This window comes from Fulvivirga sp. M361 (genome assembly GCF_007097395.1).
Lineage (GTDB): Bacteria > Bacteroidota > Bacteroidia > Cytophagales > Cyclobacteriaceae > Fulvivirga.
Genome location: NZ_VKDC01000008.1, coordinates 1 through 16,309, shown reverse-complemented (window position 1 = coordinate 16,309; position 16,309 = coordinate 1). Strand labels below are relative to the sequence as shown.

12 protein-coding genes are annotated in these 16,309 nt (G+C 44.2%); 11 read left to right on the top strand and 1 reads right to left on the bottom strand.

Annotation, left to right across the window (positions count from 1 at the left end; all coding sequences use genetic code 11):
- The first annotated feature begins 125 nt into the window (after nucleotides 1-125).
- The 11 genes from FNH22_RS10775 to FNH22_RS10725 all read left to right on the top strand — a co-directional run bounded on the left by FNH22_RS10775 (nucleotide 126) and on the right by FNH22_RS10725 (nucleotide 15,752).
- Nucleotides 126-1,913: an ATP-binding protein gene (locus FNH22_RS10775; protein ID WP_143398385.1), complete on the top strand. Its 1,788-nt coding sequence runs from the start codon at nucleotides 126-128 to the stop codon at nucleotides 1,911-1,913.
- A 3-nt stretch (nucleotides 1,914-1,916) separates the two neighbouring features.
- Entirely contained in the window at nucleotides 1,917-2,600 is a 684-nt protein-coding gene (locus tag FNH22_RS10770; RefSeq protein WP_143398384.1) for a response regulator transcription factor, read from the top strand.
- Between the two features lie 337 nt (nucleotides 2,601-2,937).
- Nucleotides 2,938-4,188 carry an alginate export family protein gene (locus FNH22_RS10765; RefSeq protein ID WP_143398383.1) on the top strand — a complete coding sequence of 417 codons (1,251 nt, stop codon included), beginning with the start codon at nucleotides 2,938-2,940 and terminating at the stop codon, nucleotides 4,186-4,188.
- Between the two features lie 38 nt (nucleotides 4,189-4,226).
- Complete coding sequence (locus FNH22_RS10760; protein ID WP_143398382.1) at nucleotides 4,227-5,600, top strand: CmpA/NrtA family ABC transporter substrate-binding protein; 1,374 nt, start codon at nucleotides 4,227-4,229, stop codon at nucleotides 5,598-5,600.
- Between the two features lie 12 nt (nucleotides 5,601-5,612).
- Entirely contained in the window at nucleotides 5,613-6,713 is a 1,101-nt protein-coding gene (locus FNH22_RS10755; RefSeq protein WP_143398381.1) for an ABC transporter permease, read from the top strand.
- Nucleotide 6,714: 1 nt separating this feature from the next.
- Complete coding sequence (locus tag FNH22_RS10750; protein ID WP_143398380.1) at nucleotides 6,715-7,599, top strand: ABC transporter ATP-binding protein; 885 nt, start codon at nucleotides 6,715-6,717, stop codon at nucleotides 7,597-7,599.
- A gap of 2 nt (nucleotides 7,600-7,601) precedes the next feature.
- Entirely contained in the window at nucleotides 7,602-8,435 is an 834-nt protein-coding gene (locus FNH22_RS10745; RefSeq protein ID WP_143398379.1) for an ABC transporter ATP-binding protein, read from the top strand.
- A 63-nt stretch (nucleotides 8,436-8,498) separates the two neighbouring features.
- Complete coding sequence (locus FNH22_RS10740) at nucleotides 8,499-12,014, top strand: nitrate reductase (RefSeq protein WP_143398378.1); 3,516 nt, start codon at nucleotides 8,499-8,501, stop codon at nucleotides 12,012-12,014.
- Nucleotides 12,011-13,468, top strand: coding sequence for a rubredoxin (locus FNH22_RS10735; protein ID WP_255518029.1), 1,458 nt, complete (start codon nucleotides 12,011-12,013; stop codon nucleotides 13,466-13,468). The genes FNH22_RS10740 and FNH22_RS10735 overlap by 4 nt, the downstream gene beginning before the upstream one ends.
- 180 nt (nucleotides 13,469-13,648) lie before the next feature.
- Nucleotides 13,649-14,305: a hypothetical protein gene (locus tag FNH22_RS10730; protein WP_143398377.1), complete on the top strand. Its 657-nt coding sequence runs from the start codon at nucleotides 13,649-13,651 to the stop codon at nucleotides 14,303-14,305.
- Nucleotides 14,306-14,723: 418 nt separating this feature from the next.
- Nucleotides 14,724-15,752 carry a DUF2235 domain-containing protein gene (locus FNH22_RS10725; protein ID WP_143398376.1) on the top strand — a complete coding sequence of 343 codons (1,029 nt, stop codon included), beginning with the start codon at nucleotides 14,724-14,726 and terminating at the stop codon, nucleotides 15,750-15,752.
- Between the two features lie 139 nt (nucleotides 15,753-15,891).
- On the opposite strand, the gene FNH22_RS10720 is transcribed toward FNH22_RS10725, so the two are convergent.
- The coding region (locus FNH22_RS10720) for a T9SS type A sorting domain-containing protein (RefSeq protein ID WP_221420256.1) at nucleotides 15,892-16,309 on the bottom strand (418 nt) is incomplete at its 5' end.

The window sequence follows — 16,309 nt, the reverse complement described above, 5'->3', positions numbered from 1 at the left end:
TAAGGGTATTCAGTTTTTTGTGGAGCTATAGAAGTCCGGCAATACCAGAAGATTACACTTCAGCTTCCATATTACCATTCTTTTGCTCTATTTACAGGCTTGATCTGTAGAAGGAAAGATAATCCATGAATAAGCACCGAAAATTTGACAAACTAGGGCTTTTTTACATTCTGGCATTGTCAGGCATCGCGGTGAGCATTATTCTAAGTCAGCTTGTCGTACAGAACTACATAGGGACCCAGCAAGATGATGCCCGCACCATTAATGTTGCGGGCAGGCAGCGAATGCTAAGTCAGAAAATCAGTAAGATCGCCTTGAAAATCGGCAGGGTATCAGATACTATTTCCTATAGCCAGGAGGTCAAAGAACTCAAAAATACTGTAGCGCTTTGGGAAAAATCACACCGGGGACTACTGGAAGGTAATGAAGAACTGGGACTTCAGGATAAGCCTTCTTCCGATGTATTAAAGATGTATAAGCAGATAGAAAACCATTATACCCAGATGGTGTTTCATGCACATAAGATCATTCAATTGCCAGTAAACGATTTGGTCAGATCAGACCTAGATACTTCTATTCAAGCCATTCTGACACATGAGGACAGCTTTCTGCGGGGGATGAACGCTATCGTATTCCAATATGATAAAGAAGCTAACGCACGTGTTAAAGAACTACGTAAAATTGAGATCACCCTTCTCATACTTTCTCTTTCCATTATTTTGATAGAACTGATATTTGTTTTCAGGCCAATAGCGCGTAATGTGAGGCAAACGGTCGATGAATTGGTGGAGTCAGAAGAAGGTTCTATCCGTATGGCGGGTGAGTTGAGCAGGTTGTATGAAGAACTGGTAAAATCCTATCAGGACCTGGAGTCTACTCGTTATGAACCTGAAGCTCCACTGGTTTTTGCCACCATTGATGATAAGGGAAGCTTCACCTCCGTTTCAGACAAGTTTAAAGTACTAATGCAATGGGAGAAGTCACCGGAAAGTTTTGTGCAATTACTGCTGGATAATGACTACAGAAAAGAATTTACAGGAGGGTTGATGAAAATCCTGAAAAACCACCGGCCGTGGTCAGGTGAAATAAAATTGGTCAATGAAGACGGTGATTTCATCTGGCTTGAACTGTTCATTATACCCGTAAAGATCCGGGAGAGCTATACCTATAAGCTGGTGGCGCGTGACATTACCGAACTGAAAGAAGCAAAAATACGCTCGCGCGAAATTAACAGGGAGAAAATAGAGAAACGGGTGAAAGAACAGCAGTACCGTTCGGTTTTGATCCTGGAAGGTCAGGAAGAAGAGCGATGGCGATTAGGCCGCGAGATCCATGACGGGATAGGTCAAATGCTTACGGCGCTTAAATTGAACCTGGAGGCGATTACACCATCAAGCTCCATTCATACCAAGCGCAGGCTGGAAGATACCCGGGAGTTGATGAAAAGCATCTTACGGGAGATCCGCAGAGTATCCTTTAATCTGACTCCGGCCAGCCTGAGTGATTTTGGCATTACTCCAGCCATCACAAAATTTTGTCAGGAAGTAAGTCAACTGTCTGGGAATAAGGTATTTTTCACTAATGAAACCCGTTTTGTAAATCGCCTGGAGAGTCATGTTGAAAATAATATTTATCGAATCATTCAAGAAGCCATTAACAATGCTATAAAATATGCAAAAGCTTCTTCTATAGATGTTAAACTGATTCATAGTCCCAGAGAATTAGAAATTACCATACAGGACGACGGCAAAGGCTTCGACTATGAGAAATTGAAAAAAACTGGTTATTTTGAGAGTTCCGGTCACGGTATTTTTAATATGAAAGAACGCACGGCCTTTATAAATGGTACGTTTGATTTGAATACTAAGCCAGAAGAGGGAACCATGATTACCATAACTATACCTTTGGATTAAAGCATGAGTGAAGTCATTAGGATCGTATTAGCTGATGATCATGAAATTGTTAGAACCGGTCTGAAGCTGCTGTTGGAAACAGAAGAAGATATTGAGGTAGTAGCCGAAGCTTCGGATGGTGAAGAAGCTTTTCTCACCATAGAAAAAGAGCAGCCTGATGCAGTAATTATGGACATACGCATGCCCAATGGAAACGGTATAGAGACGACCAGTAAGATCAAGCGCAGCTACCCGAAGGTGAAAGTTCTTATGCTTACCATGCATGATGATGAGGAGTATATCACCAAGTCCATCGACTGTGGCGCTGACGGTTATTTGCTTAAGGATACCGGCAAGGGCGAGTTTCTAAAGGCCATACATGCTGTTTGCAAAGGGCATAAGTATTTTAGTGGTGATGTGTCCAATATTTTGGTGACCAGGTATTTGTCTTCCATCCGGGAAGAGCCAAGAAGCCAGGTGACTGAAGAAAAAAAGGTAGATTACAACCTCACTAAAAGGGAGCGGCAGATCTTGTCCCTGATTTCACGTGGGGTTTCTAATAAAGCCATTGCCGATGATCTGAGCAAGAGCATCCGTACCGTAGAAACGCACCGTTTCAATATAATGAAAAAGCTTGACGTCAATAATATAGTTGAACTGCTTCATAAAATAGACCAGGAGCCTGAATTGAAAGAGTTTCTCCAATAGCAGGGTACAGGGCACGGTCGGTAATTGGCGAACAGGCAGCCGGCAAATTTACAAATGACTTCTTTATGAGTTAAATCAGAAAGCATGGTGTTTTGCGAAAACGCAAAGACGCAAGGTTTAAACTGTGTTTAGCAAGTCCCTTGTACCTCCTTGCTTTGCGGAGAACCTATACGCACAGCCATATTTTGCCAGGATTCCGTTACTTAAAATTAATTCTAAGTATAATACGTAATTAATGGCTATTATTATTACGTATAATTACGTAATAATATTTGCAACTACTTAAATTAATGCGTTCATTTACGTAAGTAAATAACACATTTAAATACTTAGGCTTATGAAAAAGATACTTTACTTACTACTGATGGTGTCAGGTGTTTCACCAGCTTATGCGCAGTTTAGGTTAAGTGGTGAAGTGAGACCACGAACAGAGTTTTATAACGGGACCAACTCCAGTCTTTCAGGAGAAGATAATACCCCGGGGCTGGCCACACAACAGCGTACCCGGTTATATTTCCAATACAAAAAAGATAAGTTCACTTTTAAGTTCACGCCTCAGTATATCAACTTCTGGGGACAGCAAGCTCAAACAAGCACTTCGGGCTCTATCTCAGTATTCGAAGCATGGGCAGCATATGATATTTCCGGATCATTTACATTAAAATTTGGAAGACAGCCCATTTCTTATGGCGACCAGCGTTTTTTCGGTGCGCTGGCCTGGGCCGCACCCGGTCGTTCGCATGATGCCTTTGTCGGTAAATTCAAGTTGGGAGATGCTACACTCCACGCCGGATTTACCTTGAACCAGGTAGGGCATACCAACGAAGTCAACGGGAATATCGGGGATGCGGGAAACAAGAGCATCCAGTATGTGTGGTTTGATAGTCCTTCAGCCGGAGATTTTAAATACTCACTAATGGGTGCGAATGTGGTCACTGAAACTGATCCGGGCCAGTATTATGCTTATACAACGTTGGGATTCATTCCAACTTTAAAAATCGGAGGTAAGCTCACCTTGGATGCTTCAGCCTATGTCCAATTTGGCCAGTTCCTTGGTACAGACATTGGCGGATCATTGTTGGCGCTTAGTGGTACCTATAAAACAGGTTCCATACCCATAACTGTCGGGGTTGAAATGGTATCCGGTGATGATGAAAGCACCGCAGATAAAAATGAAACCTGGAAGCAGCAGTTTGGTACCAACCATAAGTTCTATGGCTTAATGGATTTCTTCTATGTAGGTGAGCAACCTTCTATGGGGCTGAATGACATTTTTGTGAAGACCGCCTTCAAAACCGGCAAGAAATCCAAACTCTTAACACACATTCACTATTTCAGCACCAATCAGGAGTTTACCGATGAAGTGGCGGAAAGTGGTGAAACTGCTGACGGTTATCTGGGTACGGAAATAGACCTGATCTATGATCTGAAAGTAAGCCCTGAATTCAATGTAAAAGTGGGCTATTCACAGCTTTTTGCGGATGATAGCTTTGAATTGTTTAAAACAGGCTCATCTGACGAGACCAATAACTGGGCGTGGTTACAGCTTACATTAAAGACCTCCATTTTTGACAGTACGGATCAATAATCAGAAATATTTAAAAGATGAAAACTATGAATATAAATATGAAAAGAATTCACCTTGTACTATTGGCTGCCACAGTCGTTTTATTCACACAGTGTGGTGGAGGGGCCAAAAGCGAGGCCACAGACAAACCGGCAGATGGCTTAAGTGCTACAACGTTAGCCATTGAAAAACCACAGCTGACGTTCGGTTTTATTAAACTTACCGATATGGCGCCACTGGCCATAGCCAAAGAACTCGGCTACTTTGAAGAGGAAGGACTGTTTGTTACCATAGAAGCACAATCCAACTGGAAGAATGTGTTGGACAGGGTTATTGATGGGCAGCTGGACGGTTCACATATGCTGGCCGGACAGCCGGTGGCCGCCGGGGCAGGTTTCGGACGTCAGGCAGGATTAGTGACCCCTTTTTCAATGGATTTAAATGGAAACGGTATCACAGTCTCTAATGAAGTGTGGGCTAAAATGAAACCTAATGTACCCATTGGCGAAGATGGAAGTCCGGTACATCCTATTACTGCAGATGCACTGGCACCGGTAGTGAACGAGTACAAAAACAACGGTAAGCCTTTCAAGATGGGCATGGTATTTCCCGTGTCTACCCATAATTATGAGATCCGTTACTGGCTGGCAGCGGCCGGTATTCATCCTGGTTTTTATACAAAAGAAAACATCCAGGGGCAGGTAGATGCTGATGTCTTGCTGAGTGTAACACCACCGCCACAGATGCCGGCTACCCTTGAAGCAGGTACTATATATGGATATTGTGTGGGAGAGCCCTGGAACCAGCAAGCTGTTTTTAAAGGAATAGGTGTGCCGGTAACTACGAACTATGATATCTGGAAAAACAATCCCGAAAAAGTATTTGTAATGACCAAAAGCTTTGTTGAAAAATATCCTAATACAGCCGTGGCCGTTACCAAAGCACTGATCCGTGCCGGTAAGTGGCTGGATACGCCGGGCAACAGGCCCAAAGCCGTGGGCATACTTTCCATGCCGGAATATGTGGGAGCAGACTCTGTCGTTATCGCCAACTCCATGACCGGCACGTTCGAATTTGAAAAAGGGCAAAAAAGGTCCATGCCTGACTTTAACGTATTTTACCGTTACCATGCCACCTATCCCTTTTATAGTGACGGGATATGGTTCCTGACTCAAATGAGAAGATGGGGACAGATCCCTGAAAGCAAACCGGAAGAGTGGTATCATGCTACCATCAAAGACATTTATCGCCCTGATATCTGGAAAAAAGCAGCGGATATGCTGGTAAAAGAAGGCCATATTGATGCTACCGATGTGCCGGATACCGATGGATACAAACCAGCCACTACAGACTTCATTGACGGAAAGACATACGACGGTAAAAAACCTTTAGACTACATTCAAAGCTTTGAAATAGGCAATAAGGACCACTAAACGTTAAGACAGATGAAAGATAGGATAATACGTATAATACGATTCATCGGGCTGGGCTTTCTGGAACCTTTGATCAGGTTATGTTACAAAGAAGAACCCCGGAAAAATACCATTGCTTTTTTCAAAAAAGCAGTATTTCCGGTAGTCACCATAATGTTGTTCATACTGGTATGGCAGGGCGCAGCCAGTTACCTGTATAACATCGAGACGGAACGCAGGGTGGAAAAGGCACTTGCTGATCAGGGAGAGCAAGCAGCTATCGATATGCGGGCTTGTATCGCGTCCGGGGATGTGTCCTGTCAACCCAATACGTTGCCTTCCCCTCAGCAGGTGTATAGTGCTTATCTTTCATTGTGGCAGGACCATCTTAACATTAGTGATAAGAAAGCGGCCTTCAGCCAGAAAGTATCTGCCACTAACGCGCAAAGAGAAGCTCAGGGACTGTCCTTAATAGAATATACCGGCAGACCTTCTTTTCTCGATCAGATCGGTACCAGCATAAAAACGGTATTTGCCGGATTTTTACTGGCAGTGCTCATTGCTATTCCCATGGGTATCATCATGGGGTTAAGCAGTACATTACGTACAGCGCTGAATTGGCTCATACAGATCTTCAGGCCGGTTTCTCCCGTGGTCTGGTTGCTGTTGGTGTTTATGATCGTGAAAACGCTTATCGTAAACCCGGACATGGATAAGTCTTTTGTAATCTCCTTTATCAGTGTGGCTTTTTGTGCCATGTGGGCCACATTGGTCAATACCAGTATGGGTGTGGCTACAGTGGACAAAGATTTCATCAATGTAGCTAAAGTATTACGTTTGAGCATAGGGCAGAATATTTTTAAAGTGATTTTGCCGGCATCTTTTCCGCTCATTTTCACGGGCATGCGGATCACGCTGTCTGTGGCCTGGATGGTGTTGATAGCCATAGAGTTATTGGCCCAAAGTCCCGGGTTAGGGTCTTTTGTTTGGGAAGAATTCCAAAACGGCGCCAACGACTCCAACGCTAAGATCATCGTAGCTATGTTCGTGATAGGAGGCATTGGTTTTTTACTGGACCGGATCATGGTCGTGTTGCAGCAGTTTATGTCCTTCAACAAAGCCGAGGTAGCATAATATGGCAATACTGGAATTAAAAAATATCAGTAAGTCATATGGTACGGGGTATCAGAAGACGGAAGTATTATCGGATGTGAATCTCAGTGTGAATGAAGGAGAGTTCGTAGCCATTGTTGGGTTTACAGGCAGTGGAAAGACCACATTGATCAATCTGATCAACGGTTTGTTATCCCCTGATTCGGGCCAGGTGTTGCTGAAAGGTAAACCGGTCACCGGCCCGGGGCCTGACCGCGGTGTGATCTTTCAAAATTATTCCATTTTACCCTGGCTCACTGTCTATCAGAATGTAAAGCTGGCCGTTGATGAAGTGTTTCCTGAAATGCCTAAAAAAGATAAGGACAATCACATCAGAAAATACATAGATATGGTAAGCCTTACGCCGGCTGCAGAAAAGCGACCTGCTGAATTATCCGGTGGCATGCGGCAGCGTGTTTCAGTGGCGAGAGCGCTGGCCATGAATCCCGAAGTACTTCTTATGGATGAGCCGCTTAGCGCACTGGATGCCCTCACCAGAGGTACACTTCAGAAAGAGATCATCAACATTTGGAGTAAGGACAAAAAAACGGCCCTGCTCATTACCAATGACGTGGACGAAGGGATCATTATGGCAGACAGGATTATCCCGCTGACCATTGGTCCGGGGGCTACTTTGGGACCGGAATTTAGCGTTAACATAGCCCGTCCCAGAAACATCATGGATATCAATAATAATTCGGAATATAAAAAGCTGCGTAATGAAGTGCTGGAATATCTCATTGAGGTAGGAGCCAGTAGAAGTCAGCACACCAGCACTACTTACCAACTACCGGACCTAAAACCGGTGATGCCCGGCCGGATCACTTTCAGAAAGAAAAAAGCAAACGAAAAAGTTAAATATTTCTAGGGATGAATACGATTGAAAAAGTAGAAACGGACCTGAAAGACCTGATCGTTAGAGACCGGTTAAAGGGTATGCCTGTCATGCTTGATTGTGACAGTGTCAAAAAGGTATATCCCACGCCAAAGGGAGATTATGTGGTGCTGGAAGATCTGATGCTGACTATCCGGGAAAGTGAGTTTATCTCCATTATTGGTCACTCAGGCTGTGGTAAATCAACATTACTTTCCATGATAGCTGGTCTGAATGACCTGAGTGGCGGCCATATTCGGGTAGATGGTGAGCCTATTCGTGGCGCTGGCCCCGACCGTGCAGTGGTATTTCAGTCACCGAGTTTATTTCCCTGGCTTACGACCCTTCAAAATGTAATGATAGGGGTAAAGCAGGTATTTCCTCATGCTACAAAAAAGCAAAAACTGGAAATCTGTAAATATTATTTGGATAAAGTGGGTTTGGGCAATGCATTTGACAAACGCGCTACCGAGCTGTCACAAGGAATGAAGCAGCGCGTAGGCATAGCCAGGGCATTTGCGCTCAAACCAAAAGTACTATTGCTGGATGAACCGTTTGGTATGTTAGACTCTCTGACCAGGGGCGAACTTCAGGATGTATTATTGGAAGTATGGCAGCGGGAAAAAATCACGGCCGTTATGGTAACACATGACGTAGATGAATCCATTTTCCTGGCCGACCGTGTGATCATGATGACAAGCGGACCGAGCGCTAAAATAGGGGATGAATTGATCATACCTTTCGAGCGGCCCAGAAACCGTATCGAAGTGCTGGAACATCCCGATTACTACGATTATCGCGGATACCTGATCAATTTCCTGGAACACTGATGATGAATGAATGGTGATTGCTGCTAAAAAAGGGAAACAAGGTAGCATGGTTAAAAAGAATTTATGACTGAAAAGACTGAGGCAAGTATAAAAACCACCTGTTCGTACTGTGGCGTGGGATGTGGAATGGAGGTATCTGTCAATCGACGGGGGGAGATTGACCTGAAGGGAGATGAAGACCATCCGGTGAACAGGGGAATGCTTTGTTCTAAAGGGATGAATTTGCATTACACGGTCATGGATAAAAGTGACCGACTGCTTTATCCTCAAATGAGAGGAAGCAGGTCTCAGCCATTGAGCAAAGTAAGCTGGGAACAAGCCATCTTTCGTTCCGCAGCGGTTTTTAAGACACTGATCGCACAATATGGCCCGGATTCTGTCGGATTTTACGTTTCGGGACAGTGTCTGACCGAAGAATATTACCTGGTCAATAAACTCGTCAAAGGGCTGATCGGTACGAATAACATTGATACCAATTCGAGGCTCTGTATGAGTTCTGCCGTGGTGGGGTATAAGCAAGCCCTGGGAGAGGATGCCGTACCCATTGCCTATGAAGATATAGAGTTGGCCAATTGTTTTTTAATAGCCGGCGCCAATCCTGCCTGGTGTCACCCAATCCTTTTTCGTCGGTTAGCACAGCACAAGGAGCAAAACCCGGATACCAAAGTCATCGTGGCAGACCCGAGGGTGACCGATAGCTGTGGGATCGCTGATCTGCATCTTCAACTTATGCCCGGGACGGATGTAGTGCTCATGCATGCTATAGGTCGGCTGTTGATAGAAAATGGTCAGATCGATGAGAAATTCATCCGGGATCATACCGAGGGCTTTGAGCTGTATCGTAAAGAGGTAATGAAAAGGTCAGTTAAAGAGGCTGCTGCCATATGCCAAGTAGCTGTTGACGATATTGTCACCGCCTCCAAATACATTGGTAGCGCCCGGGGTTTTATTTCTATGTGGGCGATGGGGCTGAATCAAAGCACCGATGGCGTTAACAAAAATCTGGCTTTGCTCAACCTTAACCTGGTTACCGGGCAAATTGGCAAACCTGGTTCCGGTCCTTTTTCGCTGACAGGTCAACCCAATGCGATGGGGGGACGCGAAGTAGGCGGCATGGCTAACCTGTTGGCCGTACATAAAGACCTGTTCAACGCAGACCACCGACAGGAGGTGGCAGATTACTGGGGAGTAGAAAAGATCAATGAAAAACCCGGGCTTACAGCTACTGCCATGTTTGAGGCGCTAAAGACAGGTAAAATGAAGGCCCTCTGGATCATCTGTACAAACCCTTCTGTGAGTATGCCAAACGCCCGGCTGGTAGATGAAGCATTATCCATGGCAAAATTTGTAGTGGTGCAGGATATCTCCAACCGTAGCGATACGCTTAAGTATGCGGACCTGGTACTGCCCGCAGCAGGTTGGCTGGAAAAAGAAGGCACCATGACCAATTCAGAGCGGAGGATCAGCCACTTAAGCAAAGTGATGGACCCACCCGGGGAAGCCCTGCCGGATGTAGAGATATTGACCCGGTTTGCACAAGCCATGGGATATCACGGATTTGATCATGACAACGTCGCTGAGGTGTATGCCGAACACTGCAAGCTGACGAAAGGTACTAACATCGATATTGCCGGATTGAATTACCAGCGATTAAAAACCGAAGGAAGCTTGCAATGGCCGGTGCCTGAAGCTGATCATTCCGGCACGCCCCGCCTTTTTACAGATAAAGTCTTTTATACGCCCAATGGTAAGGCCCGGATCAAAACCAGCGGTCTGCAAAACCTGACCGATAAGATAAGTCCGGACTTACCACTGATATTGACCACCGGGCGTATCCGTGACCAATGGCATACTATGACCAAAACGGGTAAGGTCAACAAGCTGAACAGCCATATGCCTGTGCCCTTCCTGGAAATTCATCCGAAAGACGCGACTCAGCGGAAAGTAAAAGAGGGAGATCCGGTTGTGGTAACCAACGGCCGTGGCGAGGTTCGGGTAACCGCGAAAGTATCTGAAGGTATAAAAGAAGGAGTGGTTTTTTTACCCATGCACTGGGGCAAAACACTGGAGCAGGACTTCAGCCGTGCCAATAATTTGACAGATAATTCTATAGACCCACAATCGAAACAACCCGGGTTCAAATTTGCAGCGGTACAGGTAGAGAAATATACCAAACCCAAAGAAAAGATCGTGATCGTAGGAGCCGGTGCTGCGGCTTACCGGTTCATACAAACCTACCGTTCGATGAACACAACGGATGAATTACAGGTATTTTCCAAAGAACCCTGGCCGTTTTACAATCGCGTACTTTTGCCCGATTACATCAACGAACACAAATCCTGGGAAGAACTGCTAAAATTTGAATATGGCGAGTTGGAAGCGCTGAATGTACATCTTTATACGTCCAATACCATAGGAAGTATTGACCGGGAAACACAGACGGTTACCGATCAAAAAGGAGAAATACACTCCTACGATAAACTGATATTGGCCACCGGTAGCAGGGCATTTGTTCCTCCGGATACGCTGCTCGACCTACCTGGTGTCTTTACCATGCGTGACCGCAAAAATGCCGATGAACTCAAGCAGTCCCTCCAAAACAAAGGGCACGTGGTGATCGTAGGAGGAGGTCTTTTAGGATTGGAACTAGCTGCCGCTCTTAAGGAAATAGATGTGGATGTAACGATAGTGCAGCTTCGTTCCCGCGTTATGGAACGTCAGCTGGACCCTATCGGGAGTGCCTTGCTACGTGAGTATGTTGAAGATCTTGACATTTCTGTGTTTACCAATGACCAGGTCACTGCGGTGGAAAAGTCGGAAAAAGAGGGAGGGGTGCAGGTGTTTCTTAAAAGTGGAAAAGAGGTGGACTGTGATGCCATCGTCTATGCCATAGGAACACGCCCGAACATTGAAATTGCCAAAGCGTCAAAACTAGCGTGTGGCCGTGGAGTACTGGTCAATGAATACCTTCAAACACAGGATGAAAACATTTTTGCACTGGGTGAGATCGCAGAATTTAATCAGAAAATGAATGGTATTACCGCAGCCGCTGAACAGCAAGCCGACTGCTGTGCCCGTTTCATTGCCGGAGACCTCTCTTCGGTTTACGGAGGCTCCATCCCCATGAATATTTTGAAATTTGCCCATTTAGACCTTTGTTCCATAGGTATGGTGGAGGCGCCTGCCAATAGCAGAGGGTACGATGAGATCATTTTCCTGGATAAAGCCAGGCTGTATTATAAAAAATGTATTATCTATAAAGATAAACTGGTAGGTGCCATCTTAATAGGTGATAAAGTTGAATTTGCAGAATTCAAAAACCTGATAGAAAACAAGGTCGAACTATCGGAAAAACGTAAGCAACTGCTGCGGTCCGGAGGAGAAATAGTGCCAGTATCCGGAAAGTTGGTATGCTCTTGTAACAACGTGGGTGAGGGGAATATTACCACATCCATAGCGTCAGGCAGTCACACATTGAATGAGGTTTGTCAGGCTACAGGGGCTGGATTGGGCTGTGGAAGTTGTAAGTCAGAGATACAACGTATATTGAATAAAAATAGTGAGCCGGTAACTGCATGAATAAACTGATGCGTGATAGAAAAAGCACTTCCAAGCCTGTAAAGTTCAAAGATATTATTCGGGTATTTGTAAAAGGAGGTATTATATCACCTGGCGATCTGCTCAAGATCATCTATGTTGCAGAGAGATTGGGTGCCGGTTACCTCCATATTGGCTCACGGCAGGACATCCTTTTTCCGGCCACTGAGAAAGACGGTGAGCTGCTTAATAAAACCTTTGGGGCCATTGACATGGAGTACGAGGTCAACGATTTCGTTTATCAAAATATATCCAGCTCCTATGTATCGCTGGACCTGCAACCGAGTAAAAAATGGTTGGGCTCCGATGAATACCACTACATACTGGAAAGCTTTAGCTACAGGCCGCGGTTAAGGATAAATATTGTAGACCCTTCCCAGAGTTTGGTACCTCTTTTTACCGGTAATATTAACTTCCTTGCCGCTAACCTTGAAAACTTCTGGTACCTCTACCTGAGGTTTAACGAAATACAGTCCGCTCCATGGCAGGTACCTCTGCTTATTTATGGTGAAGACATCGCTAAAGTGTCCCGCCATCTGGAGGAGCTGAATATTGTGGAAAATAACATCCCATACCAGGAAGTGACCCAACGGCTGGAAGAAACCAATGCTTACACTCAACCGGTCACCGAAGAGCTCATTTTCCCGGATACCAACTTTCCCTATTACGAGGGGATCAACCGTATGCCAGATGGTAAATACTGGCTGGGTCTCTATTGGAGAGACAACCATTTTAACTTCAACATCCTGAAAGATATCTGTCAGCGCTGTTTGCAGACTGAGGTAGGTAAGATCAGCCTTACCCCATGGAAATCACTGGTGATCAAAGATATTTTTGAAACAGATCGCATAGGATGGGAGAAACTGTTGGGTAAGGCTGGTATGAACCTCAGACATTCCGCTTTGGAACTCAACTGGCACCTGCCTGCCCTCGACGAAGAAGCCCTGGAGCTAAAAACACAACTTGTCCGGACCCTCGATCAACAGGACATCAGTACCTACGGACTAACGTTCACCGTAAAAACCTCCCATGATATCACACCCTTCACCTCTATCGTCATTGAAAAATCCACCGAACAGGAGGACAGCTACAACATCCTCTATTCCCGTGACTTCAACCCTAACCTGATGGAGTACCAATACTATGCTGAAAATATGCCCAGGGAAGTGATCGCCTCTCTACTCATCGAGCTCAGTCACATCTATTACGAGCAGCTTGACGAGTACATCGCGGGGGATAAGCCCATGGACCTCGACGTTCGGCTCCCTGGTTTCAAACTACTTTATGAGTGTAAGAGTTGTCTTACTCAATACGACCAGGAATTCGGAGAGGAGGCGCAGGACATTGCTAAAAATACACCCTTTGAAGCGCTTCCTGAGCAGTATCACTGTCCATTATGTAATGCACCTAAAAGTAATTTTCAACGGGTGAAGTAGGGGATGGATGGCTGTAGTAAACGGTTGTCGATGCTGAGTAGGTTTGAGATTTCAGCGATCAAAAACGAAAATACAGGGGTGAGGTTGGCCTTTACGGATATCAATGCTCAAAATCTTTTGAAAGGTGAAAGTAAAAATATATAGTTTTACTTGATGTAACATTCTATTGCTTGAACACGGATGGATATTCTGGATTGGTTAGAAATTGTTATACTCCCGGTTGTAGCGGTAGTCTCTCTTCTGATAGCACGTCACTTCAAACGAGATGAGCGTATCTTACGTTCGCTGGAGGCAGTGCAAAGGGTGGCTATCCGTGATGCGAAAAAAGATCAAAAAGTACGGATCAAAGGAAAGATTAGAGAGCAGGATGACTTACTTGTTGCTCCCATTTCAGGAAAGAAGTGTGTAGCCTATCAAATTGAAGTCAGTCAGGTGATTTCAAGTAGTTATGATGATGTAGAAGCAGAACTTATCACGGAAAAGAAATCTGTTGCTTTTTATATTGTGGATGTTAATGGCGATCCCGCCAAAATCCTTTCAAGGTGCCAGGAAATATCACTTCATAAAGAGTTGGTAGAGGAATTTAATCGATTTGATGAACTTCCTCACACACATATGAAGGTCCTGGAGAAGTATGGAGAAAAGGCCACTAATTTTTTAGGGATCAATAAGCGCTTTATTTTCAAAGAAGGCATATTGGAGGTAGGGGAGAGGATCTTTGTAGCGGGCAAAGGATTTTGGCAAAAGCCTATGGATGACTCAAAGCCCTACTTTATTATGAACGGCACTCCGGAAGAACCTATGCTGATCAGTGATCGATCAACACCTACTCTGTAGTGTATGAATACCTTTTGACTTTCTCCTGCTCTTTTGAAGAGGGCCTGGAAAGTTGAAAAGAACCATCCGGGAATAAGTTAAGCAATGTTTAACCTGTTTCTGCCAATCTTTGCAAATTTCAGGCCTTCATTACTATTTCGTCAAGCACAGGTAACTTGCTTTGTTGAACTTCAATAAGTACTTCGAACCAATGGCGGTTTTCAAACAGTTTGGTATGTTAGACTTCCATGACAGATTAAGCCAGTTGGGATGAAGAGCGGAAATATTTAATATTGAAAAACTGTCTGAAGATGAGGTGGGACACAACACTTCCTCATCCTCACAACATAATAGGAAGACCTTGCAAGAAGTAAGTTTGAATGTTAACATTGACTAAATATAAACAACCCAAAATAGTTCAGAAACTAACTTAAACATCATGAAAAGAATTATCATTTGTGCCGATGGTACCTGGAACCGTCCGGAAGAGAACATTGAAGAAGATCATCCCTCCAATGTATTGAAGTTTGCAAGAGGTATCGCCCCTAAAGATACCGAAGGGATCAAACAAGTGGTATTCTATGATTGGGGAATAGGTTCTTACCACGATAAGTTAAGCGGAGGTGGATTTGGTGCCGGGCTTGAAAAAAACGTAATGGATGGCTATCGGTTCCTGGTGCATAATTATGAGCAGGGAGATGAAATATATCTCTTTGGTTTTAGCCGTGGAGCTTATACGGTAAGGAGCCTTTGTGGCTTAATAAATAATTGCAATATATTGAAAGGGTCTGAATCCAGACGTATTGAAGAAGCCTTTGAACTATACAAAAATCCGGCATATATTCCTATGAGTGACTATTCCGTGAACTGGAGAAATCAATATGCTATTGAAGGCAGTAGCATGATCACTTTTATTGGTGTATGGGATACCGTAGGCGCCATGGGATTACCCTTTTCATTTTTTGGGTTAATAAAAGATCAACATCGTTTTTATGACAATAAATTGGGGAGCAACGTTATTACTGCGCGACATGCTTTGTCCCTGGATGAAAGAAGAGATGATTTTGAACCTACCATATGGCAGCCTAATGATAATGTGGATTTAAAACAAGTCTGGTTTGCCGGGGTTCACACTGATGTAGGAGGAGGATACGAAAATGATCCTGATGGTACTAACCTTTCTGATATACCTATGACGTGGCTAATGAAGGAAGCCCAATCAGTAGGCCTGAGTTTCGAGGACTTTTTGTACGTTTCAACATTGAATCCGACAGCTACACAACATGATGAATACAAAGGGTTTATGCGTTTTTTAGGAAAGTATATACGTGAAATTCCGGATCCTGACGTTATTCCAACATTAGTGCATTCAAGTGTAAAAGAGCGTTATGAAAACTCTGATTACAAAAGCGCTCCCATTGAAAAGTTTATTAATGATCACAACCAATGGCCGGTAATTGAAGATTAGTTAAAAGTAATTTGCGATAAAACCGTGGCAATTCTTTCATCGAAGAGATTGCCACGGTTTTGTCAACTTAAAGACTTATAAAATAGGGTCATAGTGACTGCATAGGGTAGGGGTGATTAACAGTTGTCCCCAGCTCATGTTATTTAACTACTATTTGCTTCGTAACGGAGCCAGTCTTCTCTATTATCCTCATCGTATAAATACCCGGTTTAATGTCGTCCAGTGCAATAAGCGTCTTAGCCTTCGTCAAAATTACATCCCGTACTAACCGTCCCTGAAGTGTATAGATCTGCAGTGCAGCTTTATCCTCCAATCCGCTAAATTCTATGTTAATGAAACTGTTTTCGGTAGGATTAGGGTAAATACTAATTCGTCCGGGTGAAGAAAGCCCTTCCACCGGCTTTTCATGGCTAGCTAGAGTCTGTCTATAAAGTCTATCGGGGTTAAAAAAGTAATAGATTAGTTGAAAAAAATGTGTTTCGGTAGTATTTTTCATAAAAAACGTTGAAACTATTAAACCAAGCCCTACTACAGTTCGAGCAAGTTGACTGGCGTCG